Here is a 23,178-nt window from a genome sequence, read left to right on the forward strand (position 1 = left end):
GTGGGACACCCGACCGGCCCCAGCATCCTGGTGGCCGAGGACGAACCGGAGATCCGCGCCAACCTGCAGCGCCTGCTGCGGCTGGAGGGCTACCGCGTCAGCGTGGTGGCCGACGGGCGCGCGGCGCTGGCCGCGCTGCAGGCGCAGCGGCCCGACCTGCTGCTCACCGACGCGATGATGCCCGAGGTCGACGGCGAGACGCTGCTGCGCCTGCTGCGTGCCGAGGCCCGCTACGCCAGCTTGCCGGTGCTGCTGTTGACCGCCCGCGCGGACACCGAGGACCATGCGCGCGCCCTGCAGGCCGGCGCCAGCGCGGTCGTGACCAAACCCTTCCAGCGCGCCGTGCTGCTGGACTGCATCCGCGGCCTGCTGGCCGGCGGCAGCGCATGAAGCGTCGATGGCGGGTGGTCGGCCAACTGGCCGTGCTGGGCGCGACGCTGGCCTTGGCCTTGGCTGTGGTGCTGGCCGATCCGGCCTGGCTGCGCGCCATGCGCCATGCCGTGTTCGACCAGTACCAGCGCTGGCAGCCGCGCGTGGCGCAGGACATGGGCGTGCGCATCGTCGACGTGGACGAGGAGAGTTTGGCGCGGCTGGGGCAGTGGCCCTGGCCGCGCACGCGCATGGCCGAACTGGTCGAGCGTGCGCGCGCGGGCGGGGCCGCGGTGCTCGGTTTCGACGCCGTGTTCGCCGAGCCCGACCGCAGCGCACCGCGGGCCCTGCCGCAGCTGGCGGCACTGCCGGCCGCGGCGCGTGCCGCCGTGCTGGCCCTGCCCGACCCGGATGTGCGCTTCGCCGCCAGCCTGGCCGGTGCGCCGGCCGTGCTGGGCTTTTCGCTGCGGCCCGATGGATCTGCGGCCGCACTGCCCGAGCGCGCCCGCTATGTGCAGCTGGGCGCGCCGGCGCTGGCCTACGTGCCGCAAGGGGGTAGCGTGGTGGCACCGCTGCCGCTGCTGGCCGAGGGGGCGGCCGGGTTCGGTGCGCTGTCCTTCCTGCCCGACGGCGACGGCGTGCTGCGGCGCGTGCCGCTGGTGCTGCGCACGGGCGAGCGCTTGCTGCCCTCGCTGTCGGTGGAGATGCTGCGCGTGGCGCAGGGCCAGCACAACTTCCTGCTGCGCGCCGATGGCGGGCCGGCCGGCGGTCTGCGCGAACTGCGCGTGGGCCGCCATGCGCTGCCGCTCACGGCCGACGGCGAACTCTGGCTGCACTTCGGCCATGGCGACCCGGCGCGCCGCATCCCGGCCTGGCAGCTGCTGCAGGGCCAGGTCGATGGCGGGGACCTGCGCGGCCGCCTGTTGCTGGTGGGCAGCTCGGCCCAGGGCCTGCAGGACCTGCGCTTCACGCCCCTGGGCAGCGTCGTGCCCGGTGTGGAGGTGCATGCGCAGGCGCTGGAGCAGATGCTGTCCGGCACGCCGCTGCGGCGGCCGGCCGAGATGGAGGCGCTCGAGGCGCTGGCATTGCTGCTGGGTGGCCTGCTGGTCGGCGGTTTGGCGCTGCGGCGTGGACCACTGCCGTCGACGGCGGCCCTGCTGGCCGTGCTGTGTCTGTTCGCCGGCCTGGGCTGGTGGGCCTTCTCGGCCCGCAATCTGCTGGTCGATCCGCTGACGCCGGCGCTCGGCGTGCTGGCCGCCTTCCTCGTGCCCAGCGTGGTGCGCTACCAGGCCAGCGAACGGCGCCGGCGCTGGCTCGCGCGTGCCTTCTCGCGCTATGTCTCGCCGAACCTGGTCTCGCACATCGTGCGGCATCCCGAGCAGCTGGCGCTGTCGGGCGAGCGGCGCGAGTGCAGCTTCATCTTCACCGACCTCATCGACTTCACGGGGCTCATGGAGCGCATCGACCCGGCCGACGCCGTGGGCCTGCTCAACGACTACCTGGACGGCATGATCGCCATCGTGTTCCGCCACCAGGGCACGCTGGACCGCATCATCGGCGACGCGCTGGCCATCATGTTCTCGGCCCCGCTGGACCAGCGCGACCACCGCCAGCGCGCCTACGACTGCGCGCTGGAGATGCAGCGCTTCGCCCATGTCTACGCGCGGGGCCGCCCGCTCGGCCACACGCGCATCGGCGTGCACAGCGGCGAGGTCATCGTCGGCAATTTCGGCGGCCGCACCATGTTCGACTACCGAGCCCTGGGCGATGCCGTGAACACCGCCTCGCGGCTCGAAGGCGCCAACAAGTACCTGGGCACGCGCGTCTGCGTGTCCGAGGCCACGCTGGCGGGCTGCAGCGGCGCGCAGGTGCGCCCGGTGGCGCGGCTGCTGCCCAAGGGCAAGACTCGGCCGCTGCGCGTGTTCCAGCCGCTGCACGACGGTCTGCCGGGCCCTGTGGACGCAGCCGCGCAGGCCGCGTATGCGCAAGCCTACGCCGCGCTGGAGCAAGGAGCGCCTGATGTGTTGGCGCTGTTCGAAGCGCTGGCCCGGCAGCAGCCGGACGACACCCTGGTGCGCATGCACCTGGAGCGCCTGCGCCGCGGCGAGCGCGGCGACCTCATCGTGCTCGACGGGAAGTGATCAGCGCACCGTGACCTCGACGCGCCGGTTGCGCGGCTCGGCGGTCTCGTCCGGCGTGGGCACCAGCAGGTTGGTCTCGCCGTGCGAGGTGATGTCCACATGCTGGGCCGCGGCGATCGCCTCCTTCAGCAGCTGGCCGACCTGTTCGGCCCGGCGTAACGCGAGCACCGCGTTCTGCTCGGCGCTGCCCACGGTGTCGGTGTGGCCGACGATGGACAGGTCGGCCGTGGGGCGGCTCTTCACGTCGGCCAGGATGTCGGCCAGCAGCGCCTGGGAGGCGGCCGTGATCTGCGCATTGCCCACGTCGAAATACAGCACGAACACGCGCGGTGCGCGCGGCTGGGCCGCCATGGCCGCGCCGGCGTCGCGCTGCAGCTGCTCGGGGCTCACGCTGAACACCGTGGGTGGGCCATCCAGCGCCACGGCCTGGCGTGGCGCCTGCAGCTCGGCGGCGCCGGCCGGACTGCTGTAGACCACGCGGCCGGTGCTGCCGTCGGCGTTCTCCAGCAGCGCGACATAGGCCCGCGGCGGCGCCGGCGGCGTGGCGCAGCCGGCCAGCAGCAGGGCGGCGAGCAGGGCGCAGCAGCGCGCCATCATGGCTGCACCACCGCGACGAAGCGCGTGCCGCGCACGCCGATGATGCCGGTCGGCGTCTTGATCCGGACGGCCTGGGGCTTGAGCCGGGCGATGGCGCCGGAGACGTATTGCAGGCTGCCGGCCGCGATGCTGCCGCCCAGCTGCAGGCCACCCTCGGCCGGCGCGAACAGGAACTCGTCCAGCGTGAAGGTGGTCGAGGGACCGAAGGACAGCATGGTGTTGTCCTTGAGCGTGATGCCCAGGCTGCCGTCCGCGCCCGTGCGCACCACGTCGCCCACCGCCAGCGCCATGCCGGGCTGGGCCGGCACGCTCTTGCCGGCCGAGAAGATGATGGCCTGGCCGCTGGTGGTCTTCACATAGCCGGCCGCCTGCGCCATCGCGCTGCCGGCGGTCAGCGCCAATGCGGCGCCGAGGAAGAGGAGGAGCTGTTTCATGGGGGGGAGCCTGTGCGCGGCGCGGAGTGGGTCGGAGAACACATAACGATACACCTGCGCTTTCAGGTGACAGCGGCCCGGCCAGGCACCTCGGTGCGCAGGCGTTCGAGGTCCAGCACGCGCAGGCCGCCGTACTCGGTGCGGATCAGCCCGGCCTGCTGCAGCGTGGCCAGGGCCTCGTTCACGCGCTGGCGCGACAGCCCCACGAGGTAGGCCAGCTCCTGCTGGGTGATGCGCAACACCTGGCCCACGCCGGGATAGAGCACAGGGTTGAACAGCGCGGCCAGGTTGCGCGCCACGCGCACGTCCGGGTCGGCCAGGCGGTCGATCTCGCGCGCAGCGATGAACTGGCCGAGCCGCTCGTTGAGCTGGTTCATGACGAAGCGGTTGAAGCCGATCGAGTGGTCCAGCAGCCAGTGGAAGCTGTCCACCGGAATGCCGGCCACCACGCTGGCGCGCAGCGCCTGCACGTTGTAGCGGTAGGGCTCGCGCTTCAAGGCCGTGCCCTCGCCGAACCAGCCGCCCGAAGGCAGGCCGGCGAAGGTCATGGTCTGGCCCAGCGCGGTCTCGGAGCTCATCTTGAGCAGGCCTTCGATCACGCCGAACCAGTAGGTCACGGGCCGGCCGATGCGGCAGACATGGTCGCCCGGGCGGGCGTTGACGGCCGTGATCTCGGGCAGCACGCCGGCGCGCTCGGGTGGCGTGAGTTCGGCCAGCCAGGGAATGGCATCGAGTTCGCGTACCGTCGGTGGGCGGCGGCGCTGGTGCAGCGGGGCTTCGGGTAAGTCCTGGGGAGGGGTCACCCTTAAATTGTCGTTGAGCCGACATCCTGGCGTCAAAGTCCCGCCTACGATGCCCCCACTTCTGCATGGCTGCGCCTGCCGGAGCCGAATTGAGGAGCGTCATGGACACCACCTTTCCCCAACTGCTGCGCAAGCACGCCACCGAACGCCCGGACGCACCCGCCATGCGCGAGAAGGAGTTCGGCATCTGGCAGACGCTGACCTGGCGCGACCTGGCCACCATGGTCGAGCACGCCGCCTGCGGCCTGCACCTGGCCGGCCTGCAGCGCGGCGAGCACCTCGCGGTGGTGGGCGCCAACCGGCCGCGGCTGTACGCCTGCATGCTGGCCGCGCAGGCGCTGGGCGCGATCCCCGTGCCGCTGTACCAGGATGCGGTGGCGGCCGAATGCGTCTTCCCGCTGTCCAACGCCGAAGTGCGCATGTGCGTGGTGGAGGACCAGGAGCAGGTCGACAAGATGCTGGAGGTGCGCAGCAAGTACCCGGCACTGGCCCGCATCTGGTACGACGACCCGCGCGGCCTGCGCAACTACAGCGAAAGCGGCCTGGCCGGCCTCACCGAGCTGCTGGAACTCGGCAAGGCCCGCGCCGCCCAGGACAGCGGCTTCTTCCAGGCCCAGGTGGACCAGGGCCGGCCCGACGATGTGGGCGCCATGTTCTTCACCTCGGGCACCACGGGCAACCCCAAGGGCGTGGTCCACACCCACCGCAGCCTGCTCAACCGCGCCCGCGCCGGCGCCGACTTCGACAAGCTGACCGCGGCCGAGGACGTGCTGGCCTACCTGCCGCCGGCCTGGATAGGCCAGAACATCTTCAGCTACTCGCAGTGGCTGGCCTGCGGCTACACCGTCAACTGCCCCGAGTCGGCCGCCACCGTCGGCATCGACCTGAAGGAAATCGGCCCGACCTACTACTTCGCGCCGCCGCGCGTGTTCGAGGGCCTGCTCACCAGCGTCATGATCCGCATGGAGGATGCCGGCCGCTTCAAGCGCGCGATGTTCCACCGCTTCATGGACGTGGCACGCCGCGTCGGCCCCGCGCGCATGGATGGCAAGCCGCTCTCGCTCGGCGACCGCCTGCTCTACGCGCTGGGCGACCTGTGCGTCTACGGCCCGCTGCGCAACACGCTGGGCTTCTCGCGCGTGCGCGTGGCCTACACCGCGGGCGAGGCGATCGGTCCGGACCTGTTCACCTTCTACCGCGCCATCGGCATCAACTTGAAGCAGCTCTACGGCTCGACCGAGACCGCCGTGTTCGTCTGCCTGCAGCCGGACAACGCCGTGCGCGCCGACACCGTGGGCGTGCCCATCGAGGGCGTGGAGATCAAGGTGGCCGACAACGGCGAGATCCTGGTGCGCTCGGCCGGCCTGCTCAAGGGCTACTACAAGAACCAGAAGGCCACGGACGAGGTGCTGACGGCCGACGGCTGGTACCACACCAGCGATGCCGGCTTCCTGGACGCCAGCGGCCAGCTCAAGATCATCGACCGCGTGAAAGACGTGGGCCGCCTCGCGGGCGGCGCCAACGACGGCGCCATGTTCGCGCCCAAGTACGTGGAGAACAAGCTCAAGTTCTTCCCCTACATCAAGGAGGCCGTGGCCTATGGTGACGGCCGCGCCACGGTCTGCGTGATGCTCAACATCGACTTCGAGGCCGTGGGCAACTGGGCCGAGCGCCGCAACCTGCCCTACGCGGGCTACACCGATCTGGCCGGCAAGCCCGAGGTCTATGAACTCATGCGCGAGTGCGTGGAAAAGGTCAACGCCGATCTCGCGCAGGACGCCATGCTGGCCGGCAGCCAGGTCAGCCGCTTCCTCGTGCTGCACAAGGAGCTGGACGCCGACGACAACGAGCTCACGCGCACCAACAAGGTCCGCCGCGGCTTCATCGCCGAGAAGTACGCGGTGCTGATCGACGCGCTGTACGGCGGCAAGGCCGAGCAGTTCATCGAAACCCAGGTCAAGTTCGAGGACGGGCGCACGGGCAGCGTGAGCGCCACGCTCAACATCCTCGACACCAAGACCTTCCCCGCCGTGCGCAAGGCCGCCTGATGTTCAACCCCACCATGACCGACACCCAACTGCCGCCCTCGTCGCAGTCTCCGGCCTCGGGCCGCCGCATCGGCGACGTGATCCTGGAGGTGCGCAACATCAGCCTGCGCTTCGGCGGCGTCAAGGCGCTGACCGACATCAGCTTCGACGTGCGCGAGCACGAGATCCGCGCCATCATCGGCCCCAACGGCGCCGGCAAGAGCTCCATGCTCAACTGCATCAACGGCGTCTATGCGCCGCAGGAAGGCGCCATCACCTTCCGCGGCCAGACCTTCAAGCACATGAACTCGCGCCAGGTGGCCGAGATGGGCGTGGCCCGCACCTTCCAGAACCTGGCCCTGTTCAAGGGCATGAGCGTGCTGGACAACATCATGACCGGCCGCAACCTGCGCATGAGGAGCAACCTCTTCCTGCAGGCGTTGCGCTGGGGCCCGGCCGAGCGCGAGGAGATCGCGCACCGCGAGAAGGTCGAACGCATCATCGACTTCCTGGAGATCCAGCCCTTCCGCAAGACGCCCGTGGGCCGCCTGCCCTACGGCCTGCAAAAGCGCGTGGACCTGGGCCGGGCCCTGGCCATGGAGCCGCAGGTGCTGCTGCTCGACGAGCCCATGGCCGGCATGAACGTAGAGGAGAAGCAGGACATGTGCCGCTTCATCCTCGACGTCAACGACGAGTTCGGCACCACCGTCGTGCTGATCGAGCACGACATGGGCGTGGTCATGGACATCTCCGACCGCGTGGTCGTGCTGGACTACGGCAAGAAGATCGGCGACGGCACGCCGGACGAAGTGCGCACCAACGAGGACGTCATCCGCGCGTACCTCGGCACCACCCACTGAAGGCGAGCTGCGATGGGCTTTTTCCTCGAAACACTGTTCGGCGGCCTCATGGCCGGCATGCTCTACGCCCTGGTGGCGCTGGGCTTCGTGCTGATCTTCAAGGCCTCGGGCGTCTTCAACTTCGCGCAGGGCGCCATGGTGCTGTTCGCGGCACTGGCCATGGCGCGCTTTTCCGAGTGGTTCCCCAAGTGGCTGGGCTTCGAGAGCCTGCTGCTGGCCAATGCGATGGCGCTGGTCGCGGCGATCGCGCTGATGGCGGGTCTGGCCTGGCTCATCGAGCGGCTGGCGCTGCGCCAGCTCGTCGGCCAGGAGCCGATCGCGCTGTTGATGGCCACGCTGGGCATCGCCTACTTCATCGACGGTGCGGGCCAGCTGCTGTTCGGCAGTGCCACCTACAAGATCGACGTGGGCATGCCCAAGGACCCGATGATGGTGCTGGAGAACACCTTCGAGGGCGGCCTGCTGCTCAGCAAGGAAGACCTCTACGCGGCGCTGGTCTCGGCCATGCTGGTCATCGGCCTCACGCTGTTCTTCCAGAAGACGCCGACCGGCCGCGCGCTGCGTGCCGTGGCCGACGACCACCAGGCAGCGCAGTCCATCGGCATTCCGCTGTCGCGCATCTGGGTCATCGTCTGGACCATCGGCGGCATCGTCGCGCTGGTGGCCGGCATCATCTGGGGCTCCAAGCTCGGCGTGCAGTTCTCGATCTCGCTGGTCGCGCTCAAGGCGCTGCCGGTGGTGATCCTGGGCGGGCTCACCTCGGTGCCGGGTGCCATCGTGGGCGGGCTCATCATCGGCGCGGGCGAAAAGCTCTCGGAGATCTACATCGGCCCCATGCTGGGTGGCGGCATCGAGAACTGGTTCGCCTACGTGCTGGCCCTGGGCTTTCTGCTGGTGCGGCCGCAAGGCCTGTTCGGCGACAAAATCATTGATCGGGTCTAAGCGATGCTGTACAGAGAAAACGGCCAGTTCAAGCAGACCTACCGCGCCGACCTGCAGATCTTCCCCGTCCTGCAGGACCGGGTCGCGATGTACGCGCTGCTGCTGGTGGCCTTCGTCGCCGTGCCCATGCTCGCCAGCGACTACTTCTTCCGCGCCGTGCTGATCCCGTTCCTGATCCTCGCGCTGGCCGCGCTGGGCCTGAACATCCTGGTTGGCTACTGCGGCCAGATCTCGCTGGGCACGGGCGCCTTCATGGCCATCGGCGCCTACGCGGCCTACAACCTGCAGGTGCGCTTCGATCTGCCGCTGCTGCTGTCGCTGATCGGCGGCGGCCTGGCGGCCACGGTGTTCGGCGTGCTGTTCGGCATTCCCAGCCTGCGCATCCGCGGGCTTTATCTGGCGGTGGCCACGCTCGCGGCGCAGTTCTTCACGGACTGGTTCACCAACCGCGTCAAGTGGGTCACGAACGACTCGCCCTCGGGCTCGGTCAGCGTGGGCGCGCTGTCGTTCTTCGGCCTGCCGGTGGAGACGCCGGTGCAGAAGTACCTGCTGTGCCTGGCCATCGTCTGCGTGTTCGCGCTGCTGGCCAAGAACCTCGTGCGCGGCGCCATCGGCCGCCAGTGGATGGCGATCCGCGACATGGACGTGGCGGCCGCCGTGATCGGCATCCGGCCGGTCTACGCCAAGCTGTCGGCCTTCGCGGTCAGCTCCTTCATCGTCGGCGTGGCCGGCGCGCTGTGGGGTTTCGTGCACCTGGGCTCCTGGGAGCCCGCCGCCTTCAGCATCGACCGCTCGTTCCAGCTGCTGTTCATGGTCATCATCGGCGGCCTGGGCTCCATCTCGGGCGCCTTCTTCGGCGCGGCCTTCATGGTGTTGCTGCCGCTGCTCCTGAACTACGTGCCGCACTGGCTGGGCCTGCCGCTGTCCACGGCCACGGCCTCGCACCTGGAGCACATGATCTTCGGTGCGCTGATCGTGTTCTTCCTGATCGTCGAGCCGCATGGCCTGGCGCGCCTGTGGCTTACGGCGCGCGAGAAGCTGCGCCTGTGGCCTTTCCCTCACTGAGTTCTTCACCCACCCCCAGGAGACATCCCATGAAGCTGAAAACCCTCGCCGCCGTCGCCGCTGCCAGCCTGTCCATGCTGGCCGCGCCCGGCGCCCATGCCCAGGCCGAGCAGTTCGTGCCGCTCCTGGTCTACCGCACGGGCCAGTTCGCGCCGCTGGGCATCCCGTGGGCCGACGGCAAGCAGGACTACCTCAAGCTCGTCAACGCACGCGACGGTGGCGTCAACGGCGTCAAGCTGAGCTTCGAGGAGTGCGAAACCGCCTACGACGCGGCCAAGGGCGTGGAGTGCTATGAGCGCCTGAAGGGCAAGAGCGGCGGCGCGGCCGGTTTCGATACCCAGTCCACCGGCATCACCTTCGCCGTGACCGACAAGGCCTTCGCCGACAAGATGAGCGTGGTGACCATGGGCTACGGCCTGTCGCAATCGGTCGACGGCACTGTGTTCGAATGGAACTTCCCGTTGCTGGGGACCTACTGGACCGCCGCCGACGTGATGGTGCAGGACATCCTCAAGAAGGAGAAGGGCAACCTCAAGGGCAAGAAGATCGCGCTGGTCTACCACGACTCGCCCTATGGCAAGGAGCCGATCGCGCTGCTGCAAAAGCGCGCCGCCAAGGACGGCTTCGAGCTCTCGCTGTTCCCGGTCACGCCGCCCGGCGTGGAACAGAAGAGCACCTGGCTGCAAATCCGCCAGCAGCGGCCCGACTACGTGCTGCTCTGGTCGGCCGGCGTGATGACGCCCGCCGCCGTGCGTGAGGCCCAGGCCACGGGCTATGCGCGCGACAAGATCTACGCGATCTGGTGGGCCGGCTCGGACCACGACGTGAAGGACATCGGCGCCGGCGCCAAGGGTTACAACGCGATCACCATCCACAACAGCGCGGCCAAGGACAAGGTGCACGACGACCTCAAGAAGTTCGTCTACGACAAAGGCCAGGGCACGGCATCGAACGCTAGCGAGGTCGGCGTGATGGCGCACACGCGCGGCATGATGATCTCCATGCTGCAGGTCGAAGCCATCCGCGCCGCGCAGGAGAAGTTCGGCAAGGGCAAGGTCATGACGCCCGAGCAGATCAAGTGGGGCATGGAGAACCTGGACCTCACGGCCGACAAGCTCAAGGCGCTGGGTTTCGGCGAGATCATGCGGCCCGTCAAGACCTCCTGCAGCAACCACATGGGCACCGACTGGGCGCGCATCGTGCAGTGGGACGGTGGCAAGTGGAACATCACCTCGGACTGGTACCAGGCCGACAAGAGCCTGATCGATCCGCTGGTCAAGGAACTGTCGGCCAAGTACGCGACCGACAAGAAGATCACGCCGCGTTCCTGCTCCTAAGACCATGTCCGCAGTGCCTTCGGCCGAGCGCCGCGAATCTCCTGGAGCATTCCTCGATGTCAACGGCATCGAGGTCATCTACAACCACGTGATCCTGGTGTTGAAGGGCGTCTCGCTGCGCGTGGACGAAGGCAGCATCGTGGCCCTGCTGGGCGCCAACGGGGCCGGCAAGACCACCACCTTGCGGGCGGTGTCCAACCTGCTGCACGCCGAGCGCGGCGCGGTGACCAAGGGCTCGATCGCGCTGCGCGGCGAGCGCATCGAGAACCTCACGCCGGCCGAACTCGTGGACCGCGGGGTGATCCAGGTCATGGAGGGCCGGCACTGCTTCGCCCACCTGACCATCGAGGAAAACCTCATGACCGGCGCCTACACGCGCCGCGACGGCAAGGGCGCCGTGGACGCGACGCTGGAGAAGGTCTATGCCTACTTTCCGCGGCTCAAGACCCGGCGCACCAGCCAGGCGGCCTACACCTCGGGCGGCGAGCAGCAGATGTGTGCGATCGGCCGCGCGCTGATGGCCAACCCCAAGATGGTGCTGCTCGACGAGCCCTCCATGGGGCTGGCGCCGCAGATCGTCGAGGAGGTGTTCGAGATCGTGAAGGACCTCAACACCAAGGAGCGCGTGACCTTTCTGCTGGCCGAGCAGAACACCAACATGGCGCTGCGCTATGCGGACTTCGGCTACATCCTGGAGAGCGGGCGCGTGGTCATGGACGGGGCGGCCAGCGCGCTGCGCGAGAACGAAGACGTCAAGGAGTTCTACCTGGGCACCGGCGGCGAAGGCCGCAAGAGCTTCCGTGACGTCAAGAGCTACAAGCGCCGCAAGAGGTGGCTGGCATGACATTCATGGATGCGCGCGAGGCGCGCGACCCGGCCGAGCGCGAGGCCGCATTGATGGCTGCGCTGCCGGCAGCGATTGCGCACGCCAAGGCGCACAGCCCGGCGCAGGCCGAACGGCTGGCCCAGGTGGACCCGGCCACGGTCAACAGCCGTGGCGCGCTGGCGGCGCTGCCCGTGTTGCGCAAGCACGATCTGCTGGCGCGCCAGCAGGCCGCGCGCGCGGCCGGCGGCGATCCCTTCGGTGGCTTCGCGGCCAGCGGCTGGACCGGCCTGCACCTGGCGCGGCGTGCCAAGCGCGTGTTCCAGTCGCCCGGCCCGCTCTACGAACCGCAGGGCCAGGACGAAGACAGCTGGCGCATGTCGCGGGCCATGGCCGCCGCCGGCTTTCGCGCGGGCGAGCTGGTCCACAACAGCTTCAGCTACCACCTGACGCCGGCCGGCGCGATGATGGAAGAGGGCGCATTGGCACTGGGCTGCACGGTGTTCCCGGGCGGCGTGGGCAACACCGAGATGCAGCTGCAGGCCATGGCCGACCTGCGCCCGCATGGCTATTGCGGCACGCCGAGCTTCCTCAAGATCGCGCTGGAGAAGGCCGCGGGCCGGCCGCTGTCGATCTCCAAGGCCCTGGTCAGCGGCGAGGCCTGCCCGCCCTCGCTGCGCGACTGGTTCGGCGCCCAGGGCATCGCGGCCTACCAGTGCTATGCCACGGCCGACATCGGCCTGATCGCCTACGAGACGCCCGCGCGCGAGGGCCTGGTGCTGGACGAGCAGGTCATCGTCGAGATCGTCGGGCCGGACGGCCTGCCGGTCGCCGAGGGTGAGGTCGGCGAGGTCGTGGTGACCAGCTTCGACGCCGACTACCCGCTGATCCGTTTCGGCACGGGCGACCTCTCGGCCGTGCTGCCGGGGCCTTGTCCCACGGGCCGCACCAACACGCGCATCAAGGGCTGGATGGGCCGGGCCGACCAGACCACCAAGGTGCGCGGCATGTTCGTGCACCCCACCCAGGTGCAGGAGATCGTGCGGCGCTTCCCCGCGCTCGGCCGCGTGCGCCTGATCGTCAGCGGCGAGATGGCCAGCGATGCGATGGCGCTGCATGCGGAGTGCGCCGCGCCCGACGAGGGCCTGCGCGCGCGCGTGGCCGAGGCCATCCGTGAACTGACCAAGTTGCGCGGCGAGGTGCAGTGGTGCGCGGTGGGCAGCCTGCCCGAGGACGGCAAGCTCATCGACGACCAGCGCAGCTACCGCTGACGCGGCCCATCCTGGGGCTTGTCTGAATTTCCCTACACATCCTGGGGGGCTACCATCCGCGCCGTTATTTCACTTCGGTTGTAGAGGAGTCAAGATGAACAAGCTGTTGACGGCTGCCGCGCTGGCGGTTGCCGCGCTGGGCGCACAGGCCCAGGATTTCCCGGGCGGCAAGCCCATCACCATCGTCGTGCCCTTCGCAGCCGGCGGCCCCACCGACCGTGTGGCGCGCGACCTGGCCGAGGCCATGCAGCGCCAGATGAACAGCAACCCCATCGTGATCGAGAACCTGGGCGGCGCTGGCAGCACCATCGGCACGACCAAGGTGGCGCGCGCCAAGAACGATGGCTACACCTTGCTGCTGACCCATGTCGGCATGGCCACCACGCCGGTGCTGTACCGCAAGCTGTCCTACAACTACGAGACCGACTTCGAGTACCTGGGCATCGTCAACGACGTGCCCATGACGCTGATCGGCAAGCCGGGCCTGGCGGCCAACAACTTCGCCGAGCTGCGCACCTGGATCGGCCAGAACGCCGGCAAGGTGAACCTGGGCAACGCCGGCATCGGCTCGGCCTCGCATCTGTGCGGGCTGATGTTCCAGAGCGAACTCAAGGCCGAGATGACCACCGTGCCCTACAAGGGCACGGCACCGGCCATCGCCGACCTGCTGGGTGGCCAGATCGACCTGCTGTGCGACCAGACCACCAACACCACCTCGCAGATCGAGGCCAAGAAGGTCAAGGCCTATGCCGTGACCACGGCCAAGCGTCTGACCACGCCCGCGCTCAAGGACCTGCCGACCCTGGACGAGGCCGGCATGAAGAACTTCCAGGTCACGATCTGGCACGGTCTGTACGCCCCCAAGGGAACGCCGGCGCCGGTGCTGACCAAGATCAACACGGCACTGAAGGCCGCGCTCAAGGATGCGGACTTCATCAAGAAGCAGGAGGGCCTGGGCGCCGTCGTGACGAACGACAAGCGCGTGGAACCGGCCGAGCACAAGAAGTTCGTGCAGGCCGAAGTGGCGCGCTTCGGCCCCGTCATCAAGGCCGCGGGCCAGTACGCCGACTGAAGCCGGTCCCCGTCCCGAGAGAAGCCGCCGGGTGGTCTCGGCGGCTTTTTTACGCCTGCAGCCGGCGTGTGGCCAGGCCGCCGACCACCAGCGCCAGCGCAGCAAGCACGGCCAGGGCCGCGAGGGATGGGCCCCAGCCCTGCGTGGCTGGCGGCACGGCAGCGAAGCGCGGGAGCGCCCCGATGGCGTTCGCGTCGAAGGGCTTGTCGGCGAACAGGTGCGGGTAGAAGTAGCCGCGCAGCCGCTGGTGGAAGGCCGCCACCGCATCCTGCTGCGCCAGCAGGGCCTGCAGGTCGGTCGCGGCCTGCCGGTGCAGCGCGGCCTGCACGCCGACGCCGGGCAGAAGCCAGCCCAGGCGCTCGGTCCAGCGCTGGCGTGCCAGCAGTGTCGTGCGCCAGGCCTGCACGTCGGCCGCCACAGCCTCGTCGCCGAGCTGCTGGAACGCGAAGTACCACTTCCAGTGGAAGCCCGCGGGTAGCGGCGCCGTGTCCTGCCACTGCGGATGGCTGGCGAAGAAGCGCGCCATGGTTTCTTCGCGCGGCAGGTCCCAGGCGCCGTGCACCTGTTCGCGCTGGGCCAGTGCCAGCTCCACGCCCTGGGGCGCGGGCAAAGCGCGTGTCAGTGCGGCCTGGGCGAGCGTGGGCAGCACCAGGGTCAGCAGCACCCAGCAGCCCATCAGCGCCGTGGCATGGGCGGCCGGGCTGCGGCCGCGTGCGCCGACCAGCATGGACAAGCCGGTCCAGAACGCCACATAGGCCACCGAGGACGCCACCGCGGTCGTCAGCGCCGCAGGCGGCGTGCCGAGCGCCACTGCACCGGCTGCCACCGGCAGCAGCAGGCACAGCAGGACCAGTGCTGCGCGCAGGCCGGCGCGGCGCAGCCACAGCCGCGCGCCGGCGCCGGGCAGGGCCAGCAGCATACCGAGCCGGCCGGCCCGGCGCTCGCCCGATACCAGGTCGTACAGCAGCGCGACCAGCACCAGCGGCGCAAGGTAGACCAGCACGAAGGCCCAGTCGAAGCGGCCGGTCAGGGCCAGTTCCGGGTTGAAGCTCTCGCCCTCGTGCAGCTGCGACTGCAGCGCCAACGCGCGCACGCGCAGCAGCAGCGGCGCGTTGTCGCGCAAGCCTCCGGCCAGGAAGGCAGTGTCCGAGGGCGGGCTCGAGGTCGGATGCTGGCCGTAGTAGGCGGCCGCGCCAGCATCGCCGCGCGCCAGGGGCTTGGCCAGCTGGGCCGCCAGATCCTGCTGCTGCAGCGGGGCCAGCCGCTCCAGGGTCCGCTGCTGGCGCACGACCTCGCGCGCGCCGGACCCCACGGCCAGGCTGGACAGCGCCAGCAGCAGAAGCAGCGCGAGCGCCGCCAGCGGGGTGCGCGCCAGCAGGCGCCATTCGTGCAGCCAGACCCTCATCGCATCACCTGCGCGATCCGGCGCGTGGCCAGGGCCAGCGCGCCTGCAAGGGCGGCCAGCCACAGCAGCAGCACCGCGGCCGCAGGCGCTGCCGCGTGCAGCGCCTGCCTCGCGGGGGCGGGTTCGAACTGGAACTGCGCGAGATCGTGCCAGTGCGCGGCGCCGATGCGGTCGTCGCGGCTGGAGCGGTCGGTCGCCAGCGTGAGCTTCTCGGCCTGCAGCCGGTTCAGCGCCTGCACCAGCTGGTAGCGGTGGCGCTCGCCCTGCTCCAGGAAGCTGCGGTAGGCCGCCAGGTCGGTGCCGGCCGCAGCCATGGACAGGCGGCGCAGCGCCAGCACCGGCGCCAGTGGTGCGAAGCGGTCGACCGCCTGCAACTGGGCCTCCTGCTGCGCGAAGCCGGCGGCGGCATATTTCACGAACAGTTCGGAGGTCAGGCGTTCGCCCTCCATGGCGACCAGGCCCTTGTAGTTGAGCGGCAGGTCTTCCACGCGGCTGACGCCGTACTGTGCGAGCGTGCGCGCGCGGAAGGTGGCGTAGTAGGGGTCCTTGGCGTCGTGGCTGTCGCCCAGGGCCGCGAGCTCGCGTGCGATGGCGATGTCGGTCTCCACGCGCGTGGGCAATGGCCGCTCCGCCGCCGCCCATTCGGCGGCCAGGCGTGGCAGCAGCATCACGCCCACGGCCCAGACGGCCAGCAGCGCTACGAGCGCGCTGCGCGCCTGTTTCAGCCAGGCCGAGACGCACACGGTGCCCAGCACCCACAGCGCCAGCCACAGCGTGTAGCCCGCCGCGAGCACGCAGGCCAGCAGCGCCGAGGCCGGCGTGGCCAGCGCCATCCAGGCCAATGCCAACCAGGCCGGCAGCAGCGGAACGACGGCCAGGCCGGCCAGCGCGAGCAGCTTGCCCTGCACGATCTGCGCCGGCCGAACGCCCTGGGCCAGCAGCTGGCGCAGCGTGCCGGCCTCGCGTTCGCGCGCCAGCATGGCGTGACCGGCGAACACCAGCACCAGCGGCGCCAACACCTGCAGCACGAAGGCCGGCGTGAGCTGGCCGAAGCGCAGCAGCAGCGTGGACTGGCGCGCCTCGCTGAAGTTGGCACTGTTCTGGCGGTGGCCTTCGAGGAACAGCGTGTGACCGGTTTGCGCATCGACGCCGGAGTCGAAGGCGGCCAGCGGATTCAAGGGCCGGAACACGAAGTGGCCGTAGTGCACCATGCGGTGCGGGTGCCGGTCGGGCGAGGCCTCGAATGCCTTGTCCACCTGGCCCTGGCGGCGCGCACGTTCGGCCGCCAGCGCCTCGCGCTGCTCGGCCGCGTGGAAGATGGACACGGCCGTCAGCAGCAACACCAGGGCCAGCCCCAGAACGGCCACGCGGTCGCGCCGCAGCCAGCGCCACTCTTCGGTGGCAATGCGCAGCACGGGGCTCACTTCGCCGCTCCTGCCGTCGCGTAGCGCCGATGCAGCGCGCGCACGTCGAAGCGCTCCGGGCCGCTGGCCGCCACCTCGTCGAGCAGACGGCCCTGGTCCAGGAAGCCGATGCGGTCGGCCACCTGGGCCGCGCCCAGCAGGTCGTGCGTGACCATCAGGATGGCCACACCCTCGCTGCGCAGCCAGACCAGCAGACGGCTGAACTCGGCCTGGGCCTGCGGGTCCAGGCCCGAGGTCGGCTCGTCCAGCAGCAGCACCGGCACCTGGCGCGCCAGCGCCAGCGCGATGGCCACCTTCTGCCGCATGCCCTTGGAGAAGCCGGCCACGCGCCGGCCATGGTCCATGGAGTCCAGGCCGGCGCGCGCGAGCGCGGCGGCGATGGCGTCCGCGCCCTGGTGCTGGCCCGCGAGGTCCAGGAAGTAGGCCAGGTTCTCGCGCGCGCTCAGGTGCTCGTACAGCGCCACGTTCTCGGGGATGTAGGCGAGCTGGCGGCGCGCCTGGGCGGCCTTAGCCACGGGGTCGGCGCCCAGCACGCGCACCCGGCCGCACGTGGGCTGCACGAAACCCAGGAACAGGCCCAGCGTGGTGGTCTTGCCGGCGCCGTTGGCGCCGAGCAGGGCGTAGGTCTGGCCGGGCGCGACGGCGAGGTCCAGGCCGCGCAGGATGCTGCGGCCCGCATAACCGGCCTCGACCGCCTGGGCGTGGAGTGCGCGGGTGGCCATCAGAACTTCGCCTGCAGGCCGACGGTGATGGAGCGCTCCATGCCCGGCGTGACCCACAGCCGGCTGTACGAGCTGGTGTAGTAGGTGGCGTCGAAGAGGTTGTCGACGTCCAGCGTCAGGCGCAAGTTCGGTGTGATGCGCCAGTAGCCGACCAGCTTGGCCGTGGTGTAGTGCGGCAGCTCGAAGGCGGCCGTACCGGCCTCGACCTCGGCCTGGGTGCGGGCCTGTCCCAGGCGCTTGCCCGTGTGCGTGACGCCGCCACCCATGCCGAAACGCTGGCCGTTGGCGAAGGCGTCCTCGTAGACCGCCAGCAGGCTGCCGTTGACGCGCGGCACGTTGAGCAGGCGGCCGCCCACCTCCAGGTTGTTGTCGCGCGTGATCTCCACGTCGTTGAGCACCAGGCTGGCGTTCAGGCGCCAGTGCGTGTTGATCTGTCCGGCCAGGTCCAGCTCCAGGCCGCGCGAGCGGACCTCGCCGGCGGCGATGGACTGGCTGGCGTCGGTCGGGTCTGTGGTCTTGACGTTGCGCTTGCGGATGTCAAACAGCGCGGCCGTGGCACCGATGCGCTTGTCGCGGCTTTCCCACTTGGCGCCGAGTTCCAGCGCGCGGCCGGTCTCGGGCGCGAAGTCGGCACCGCCCCTGTCGGTGCCGGTGTTGGGGCGGAACGAGCGGCCGGCATTGGCGTATAGCGTCCATTGCGACGAAGGCAGCCAGCTGAGACCCAGGCGTGGTGAGGTCGAGGTCGGCTCCTGCTGCGTCTGCACGCCGGTGCGGCGGTTCAGCATGGTCTGGTCGTAGCGGTCCACGCGCACACCGGCCAGCAGCCGCCATGCCGGCGCCAGCGTGATCGCGTCCTGCAGGTAGAAGGCCGTGTTGCGCTGGCGTTCGAAGGTGTCGGTGTTGGCCGCGGGCGTGGGCCGGGCCTGGCCGTAGATGGGGTTGTAGATGTCGATGGCGTAGGTCGGCCCGCCGTTCACGCGCTGCATCAGCGTGTCCATGTCGAAGTGGTAGCGCTCGATGCCGAACAGCAGCTCGTGCTGCAGGCCCGAGGCCTCCAGCTTGCCCTGCAGCTCGGCTTGCACGGCGAGGTCGTCGGAGTCGTAGTCGCGCAGGCGGCGCTGGCGCGTCAGCAGGCCGCTGGGCTGGAGGTCCAAGGCCTCGGTCGACGTGCCGTGGATGCCCGTGGTGCGGTGCGACAGGCCGAGCCGGCCGGTCCAGCCGCTGTCCCAGATGTGCGAGAGGATGGCCTGGTGCGTTCGGTTGTCCACGCGCACGTCGCCATCGGCCGGCTCGCCCAGGAAGCGTGTGCGCGGGATGGCGCCGAGCCGGTTGTCCACGGCCACCACGCCGCGGTCCAGCGCGGTCTCGTGGCGCAGGATCTCGCCCGTGTACTCCAGCACCGTGTCGTTGGTGATCTTCCAGGTGAAGGCCGGCGCGATGACCTGGCGCTGCGAGCCGACGTGGTCGCGCCAGCCGTCACGGTCTTCCACCGCGATGTTGAGCCGGTAGGCGAGCCTGTCGGCGAGGGGGCCGGTGCTGTCGAGCGCGCCGCGCTTGAGGCCATGGCTGCCGCCGTAGGCTTCCACCGCATGGGCGGATTTCCAGAGCGGGCGCTTGGAGACGACGTTGAGCGTGCCGCCCGGTTCGCTGCTGCCGTATAGCGCGGCGGCCGGCCCCTTCAGGAACTCGATGCGTTCCACGCCGGCCAGGTCGCGCGGCGCGTTGAAGCCGCGGCCGGCCGAGAAGCCGTTGAACAGCGTGGCCATGCCGATGTTTTGGTCGCCCGGCATGCCGCGGATGGCGATGTTGTCCCACAGGCCGCCGAAGTTGTTCTGGCGCGAGACGCCGCCCACGTAGTCGAGTACGTCGTCGACCTTGGTCGCGCCCAGGTCGTCGATGGCCTGGCGCGTGACGATGCGCACCGACTGCGGCAGCTCGCGCAGCGGCAGTTCGGTCTTGGCGCCGGCCGCTTCTTCGGCGTGGTAGGCGCCGGAGGCGGTGCGGCCGACCACCTCGACGGTGGAGAGCTGGGCGTCCTGGGCGAGGACGGGCAGGGCGGTGCAGAGCGCGAGCGGCAGCAGCCGCAGGGTGAACGGGGCGATGGGCATGGGTGACAGGCAGCAAGGCGCCGGCCGGCGGGATGGCAGGCAGGCTGAGACGGTGGCCGGTGAGGGCCGGACGGGAGCCGCGGGGGCGGCGGGGTCTCAGGCTTGCGGTGGGTCGCGCGCGCAGAACGGCCAGCGCTCCGCGCTCGGGCCTGCGCTGGCGCCGTGCCAGGGAACGGCATGGCCGGCGATGGCCGCGCAGGGGCCAGGCCGCGGCGGCGTCGCATCCAGCGCGTGCTCCAGCTGCGCATGGCTGCTGCACCAGGCGCAGGCCGCGTGCACTTCGGCGCGCTCTGCCGGGGTCTCGTCATCCAGCAGGTTGGCCTGCGCCTCGCGCAGGTGCTCGATGGCGTGTGCGGGCACGCCGATGGCCGTGTTGAAGAACACGGCCAGCAGCAACAGGCGCAGCAGCAGGAGACGGAGGGGATGGCGCAAGAAAACGGTCCGCAGAAAGTGCGGACCGTGATTTTACTGAGAATGAAATCTCAGTTTCATGAAGGCCGCATCATTTGGGCCGCACCGCGTCCACCGTGCCCTGGATGAAGGCCTTGATGGCTTCCACGTCGGACATCGAGAGCTTGCCCGTGAAGTCCGGCATGCCGCGTGCCATGGCCGGGCCCTTGAACACGAACTTGTCCAGGTTCTCGATGAAGGCTGCGTCCATGTAGCCCAGGTTGGGGATGTTGCCGCCGCGGTCCACGCCCGGCACGCCGTGGCACAGCACGCAGTTGCTGACGTACAGCCCGGTGCCGGCTTCGACCTTGGCCGCGTCGTACTTCACGCCCTGCAGCAGCTTGCCCGCGCGGTACTCGACGAAGTCGGGCATCTTGGCGGTGCCGCCCACTGCGAAGGTGTAGACCGTGCCCGGGCCCTGGCGCTCGGTGGCGCGCGTGGCTTGGCCGTAGACGCCGCCCCAGCCCACCGCGACGGACACGTACTGCTTGCCGTCCACGAGGTAGGTGGAGGGTGCGGCCACCACGCCGGTGCCGGTGGGCGTTTCCCAGAGCTTGGCGCCGGTCTTGGCGTCGTAGGCCACCATGCGGCCGTCGGCCGTGCCCTGGAACACGAGGTTGCCGGCCGTGGTCAATGTGCCGCCATTCCAGGGCGAGACATGCTCCACGCCCCAGGCTTCCTTCTGGGCCACCGGGTCCCAGGCCACAAGCCGGCCCATGGGCTTGCTCGTGGGCGGCGCGGCGTTGAGGAACATGGCGGTGTTCCAACCCTGGTTGGAATGCGGGCGCAGCGCCACGTTCTCGTTGAACTTCCAGTCCTTGTCGTCCATGAGGTTGATCGGCACATGCTGGGCCGGCAGGTAGACCAGGCCCGTTTGCGGGTTGAACGACATCGGGTGCCAGTTGTGCGCGCCATAGGGGCCGGGCATGCTCTCGCCGGGCTTGTCGTTCTGGCGCGCGGCGGCGATCTCGATCGGCCGGCCCTTGGCGTCGTAGCCCGTGGCCCAATTCACCTCGACGAAGTTCTTGGCCGAGATGAACTGGCCGTTGGTGCGGTCGATCACGAAGAAGAAGCCGTTCTTGGGCGCATGCAGGATCACCTTGCGCGGCTTGCCGGTGACCTGGATGTCGGCCAGGATCATGGGCTGCGTGGAGGTGTAATCCCAGTTGTCGCCGGGGGTCTCCTGGTAGTGCCATTTGTAGGCGCCGGTGTCCGGGTCCAGTGCGACGATGGAGGCCAGGTACAGGTTGTCGCCGCCCTTGGGGCTGCGCTTGCTGCGGGCCCAGGGCGATCCGTTGCCGGTGCCGATGTACATCAGGTTGAGCTCGGGGTCGAAGGCCATGGTGTCCCACACCGTGCCGCCGCCGCCGGCCTCCCAGTACTTGCCGGACGGGTCCCAGGTCTTGGCGGCGCGCTCCATGGAGGCGTCCTCATACGGCTTGGCCGGGTCGCCCGGCACCGTGAACCAGCGCCACTTCTGGTCGCCGGTGTTGGCATCGTAGGCCGTGATGTAGCCGCGCACGCCGTACTCGGCGCCGCCGTTGCCGATCAGCACCTTGCCCTTGAACACGCGCGGCGCGCCCGTGATGGTGTAGCTGCGTGCGTGGTCGATCAGCGTGTCCTTCTCCCACAGCACGCGGCCGCTGGCCGCGTCCAGCGCGATCAGCCGGCCGTCGTACGCGCCCACGTAGACCTTGCCCTCCCACAGCGCCACGCCGCGGTTGACCACGTCGCAGCAGCCGCGAAAGCCCTTGGACCGGTCAACCTGCGGGTCGTAGCTCCAGATACGCTGGCCGGTGCGCACGTCGATCGCGTGCACCACGCTCCACGAGGCCGTCACGTACATCACGCCGTCGACGACCAGCGGCGTGGCCTCCACGCCGCGCGTGCTCTCGAGGTTGTAGGACCAGACCAGCCCGAGCTGCTTGACGTTGCCGGTGTTGATCTGGTCGAGCCGGCTGTAGCGCGTCTCGGCATAGTCGAGGCCCACGCTGGGCCAGTCCGGCGTTTTGGCCGCATTGGCGCGGATGAAGCTGCCGTTGACCTTCTTCACGGCGCTCGCGGCGCGCTCGGCCGGCGTCTGCGCGGCGACCGAGAACGCCATCGCGGACAGGGCCAGCGCGGCAAGGGAACGTACGACCATCGTGCTGTCTCCTCTTGTTGTCGGGGTGCCGTCGAGCATCTGCGCGCTGGGCAGATGGCTGCTCCGTACTTTCCCTAGCCGCTGTCGCCCGGGTTACCACTGGCGCACTGCAGCATGGTGCTGACCTAGGATCGCGGCCACTTCGAACCGAGGACATTGCGACATGCCATCCTTCCTGCCGATCCGCCGCCTGCTGCTGGGCGCTGCCGCCCTGGCCGCCTGCGCCCAGGCCCTGCCTGTGCTGGCCCAATCGGGCTGGCCCAACAAACCCATCCGCATGGTCGTCCCCTTCGCGCCGGGCGGCACCACCGACATCCTGGCCCGCGCGGTGGCAGTGGAGCTGACCAAATCGCTGGGCCAGCCCGTGGTCGTGGACAACAAAGCCGGCGCCGGCGGCAACATCGGCGCCGATATCGTGGCCAAGTCGGCGCCGGACGGCTACACCATCCTGATGGGCACGGTGGGCACGCACGCCATCAACAAGTGGCTCTACGACAAGATGCCCTACGACCCGGTGAAGGACTTCGCGCCCATCAGCCTCGTCGCCGGCGTGCCCAACGTGATGGTGGTCAATGCCGACAAGGCGCGTGCGCTCAAGATCCACAACGTGCAGGACTTCATCGCCTATGCCAAGGCGAATCCGGGCAAGCTGAACATGGCCTCCAGCGGCAACGGCACGTCCATCCACATGGCCGGCGAGCTGTTCAAGACCATGACAGGGGCCTACATGGTCCACTTCCCGTACAAGGGCTCGGGCCCTGCACTCATGGACATGGTGGCCGGCAACATGGACGTGATGTTCGACAACCTGCCCTCGGCCATGCAGCAGATCAAGGCCGGCAAGCTGACCGCGCTGGCGGTGACGAGCGCACAGCGCTCGGCCGCGCTGCCCGACGTGCCGACCGTGGAGCAGGCCGGCGGCCCCGCGCTCAAGGGCTTCGAAGCCAGCTCCTGGTTCGGCCTGCTGGCGCCCGCGGGCACGCCGCCCGAGATCGTGAACCGCATCCAGCAGGACGTGGCCAAGGCCATCAAGACGCAGGAGGTCAACGAGCGCCTGCTGGCCCAGGGCGCCATTCCCAGCGGCAACACGCCGCAGCAGTTCGCCGCACTGATCGCGGCCGAGTTGAAGAAGTGGCAGCCCGTGGTCAAGGCCTCGGGCGCGAAGGTGGATTGAAGGTCAGGAGC

At 69.7% G+C, this 23,178-nt stretch carries 20 protein-coding genes; 11 read left to right on the top strand and 9 right to left on the bottom strand.

All coding sequences use genetic code 11. The features are described 5' to 3' along the window. Together IE209_RS16845 and IE209_RS16850 are read left to right on the top strand one after the other, a co-directional pair. Positions 1–390 (top strand): response regulator, encoded by a 390-nt coding sequence (locus IE209_RS16845; RefSeq protein WP_189688109.1) that lies wholly within the window; start codon positions 1–3, stop codon positions 388–390. Beyond that, the gene (locus tag IE209_RS16850; RefSeq protein ID WP_189688110.1) at positions 387–2,510 is read left to right on the top strand and encodes a CHASE2 domain-containing protein; all 2,124 of its coding nucleotides are present in this window, start codon (positions 387–389) and stop codon (positions 2,508–2,510) included. Before IE209_RS16845 ends, IE209_RS16850 begins: the two co-directional genes overlap by 4 nt. Here IE209_RS16850 and IE209_RS16855 read toward each other — a convergent pair whose 3' ends face one another. The 3 genes from IE209_RS16855 to IE209_RS16865 form a co-directional block, all read right to left on the bottom strand. Beyond that, the gene (locus IE209_RS16855; protein WP_229882908.1) at positions 2,511–3,104 is read right to left on the bottom strand and encodes an OmpA family protein; all 594 of its coding nucleotides are present in this window, start codon (positions 3,102–3,104) and stop codon (positions 2,511–2,513) included. Continuing rightward, the gene (locus tag IE209_RS16860) at positions 3,104–3,541 is read right to left on the bottom strand and encodes a FecR family protein (protein WP_189688112.1); all 438 of its coding nucleotides are present in this window, start codon (positions 3,539–3,541) and stop codon (positions 3,104–3,106) included. The genes IE209_RS16855 and IE209_RS16860 overlap by 1 nt, the downstream gene beginning before the upstream one ends. A 62-nt stretch (positions 3,542–3,603) precedes the next feature. Continuing rightward, positions 3,604–4,344: a Crp/Fnr family transcriptional regulator gene (locus IE209_RS16865; RefSeq protein ID WP_189688113.1), complete on the bottom strand. Its 741-nt coding sequence runs from the start codon at positions 4,342–4,344 to the stop codon at positions 3,604–3,606. Positions 4,345–4,445: 101 nt separating this feature from the next. Between IE209_RS16865 and IE209_RS16870 the strand changes: the two genes are divergently transcribed. The 8 genes from IE209_RS16870 (at position 4,446) to IE209_RS16905 (ending at position 13,741) form a co-directional block, all read left to right on the top strand. Beyond that, a complete protein-coding gene (locus IE209_RS16870) occupies positions 4,446–6,392 on the top strand; it encodes an AMP-dependent synthetase/ligase (protein WP_189688114.1) in 1,947 nt (648 codons plus the stop codon). Between the two features lie 14 nt (positions 6,393–6,406). Continuing rightward, a complete protein-coding gene (locus IE209_RS16875) occupies positions 6,407–7,231 on the top strand; it encodes an ABC transporter ATP-binding protein (protein ID WP_189688115.1) in 825 nt (274 codons plus the stop codon). A gap of 12 nt (positions 7,232–7,243) precedes the next feature. After that, the gene (locus IE209_RS16880; protein WP_145551068.1) at positions 7,244–8,173 is read left to right on the top strand and encodes a branched-chain amino acid ABC transporter permease; all 930 of its coding nucleotides are present in this window, start codon (positions 7,244–7,246) and stop codon (positions 8,171–8,173) included. A gap of 3 nt (positions 8,174–8,176) precedes the next feature. After that, positions 8,177–9,238 carry a branched-chain amino acid ABC transporter permease gene (locus IE209_RS16885; RefSeq protein ID WP_189688116.1) on the top strand — a complete coding sequence of 354 codons (1,062 nt, stop codon included), beginning with the start codon at positions 8,177–8,179 and terminating at the stop codon, positions 9,236–9,238. Positions 9,239–9,267: 29 nt separating this feature from the next. Next, entirely contained in the window at positions 9,268–10,575 is a 1,308-nt protein-coding gene (locus tag IE209_RS16890; RefSeq protein ID WP_189688117.1) for an ABC transporter substrate-binding protein, read from the top strand. Positions 10,576–10,579: 4 nt separating this feature from the next. After that, entirely contained in the window at positions 10,580–11,419 is an 840-nt protein-coding gene (locus tag IE209_RS16895; RefSeq protein WP_189688118.1) for an ABC transporter ATP-binding protein, read from the top strand. Beyond that, positions 11,416–12,669: a phenylacetate--CoA ligase family protein gene (locus IE209_RS16900; RefSeq protein ID WP_189688119.1), complete on the top strand. Its 1,254-nt coding sequence runs from the start codon at positions 11,416–11,418 to the stop codon at positions 12,667–12,669. Before IE209_RS16895 ends, IE209_RS16900 begins: the two co-directional genes overlap by 4 nt. 94 nt (positions 12,670–12,763) lie before the next feature. Continuing rightward, positions 12,764–13,741, top strand: coding sequence for a tripartite tricarboxylate transporter substrate-binding protein (locus IE209_RS16905; RefSeq protein ID WP_145551058.1), 978 nt, complete (start codon positions 12,764–12,766; stop codon positions 13,739–13,741). A 49-nt stretch (positions 13,742–13,790) separates the two neighbouring features. Here IE209_RS16905 and IE209_RS16910 read toward each other — a convergent pair whose 3' ends face one another. The 6 genes from IE209_RS16910 to IE209_RS16935 all read right to left on the bottom strand — a co-directional run bounded on the left by IE209_RS16910 (position 13,791) and on the right by IE209_RS16935 (position 21,954). Continuing rightward, a complete protein-coding gene (locus IE209_RS16910) occupies positions 13,791–15,146 on the bottom strand; it encodes a DUF3526 domain-containing protein (RefSeq protein WP_189688120.1) in 1,356 nt (451 codons plus the stop codon). Then, the gene (locus IE209_RS16915; protein WP_189688121.1) at positions 15,143–16,570 is read right to left on the bottom strand and encodes a DUF3526 domain-containing protein; all 1,428 of its coding nucleotides are present in this window, start codon (positions 16,568–16,570) and stop codon (positions 15,143–15,145) included. The genes IE209_RS16910 and IE209_RS16915 overlap by 4 nt, the downstream gene beginning before the upstream one ends. Then, a complete protein-coding gene (locus IE209_RS16920; RefSeq protein WP_189688122.1) occupies positions 16,567–17,292 on the bottom strand; it encodes an ABC transporter ATP-binding protein in 726 nt (241 codons plus the stop codon). Before IE209_RS16920 ends, IE209_RS16915 begins: the two co-directional genes overlap by 4 nt. Beyond that, the gene (locus IE209_RS16925) at positions 17,292–19,400 is read right to left on the bottom strand and encodes a TonB-dependent siderophore receptor (protein WP_189688123.1); all 2,109 of its coding nucleotides are present in this window, start codon (positions 19,398–19,400) and stop codon (positions 17,292–17,294) included. The genes IE209_RS16920 and IE209_RS16925 overlap by 1 nt, the downstream gene beginning before the upstream one ends. A gap of 96 nt (positions 19,401–19,496) precedes the next feature. Then, a complete protein-coding gene (locus IE209_RS16930) occupies positions 19,497–19,832 on the bottom strand; it encodes a hypothetical protein (protein ID WP_229882909.1) in 336 nt (111 codons plus the stop codon). Between the two features lie 70 nt (positions 19,833–19,902). After that, positions 19,903–21,954, bottom strand: a complete 2,052-nt coding sequence (locus IE209_RS16935; protein WP_229882916.1) for a PQQ-dependent dehydrogenase, methanol/ethanol family — start codon at positions 21,952–21,954, stop codon at positions 19,903–19,905. Positions 21,955–22,156: 202 nt separating this feature from the next. On the opposite strand from IE209_RS16935, the gene IE209_RS16940 reads away from it, so the two are divergent. After that, positions 22,157–23,167, top strand: a complete 1,011-nt coding sequence (locus IE209_RS16940) for a Bug family tripartite tricarboxylate transporter substrate binding protein (protein ID WP_189688125.1) — start codon at positions 22,157–22,159, stop codon at positions 23,165–23,167. Positions 23,168–23,178: the final 11 nt, after the last annotated feature.

This window comes from Pseudorhodoferax aquiterrae (assembly GCF_014652235.1).
In the GTDB taxonomy this organism is placed as follows: Bacteria; Pseudomonadota; Gammaproteobacteria; order Burkholderiales; family Burkholderiaceae_C; genus Pseudorhodoferax; species Pseudorhodoferax aquiterrae.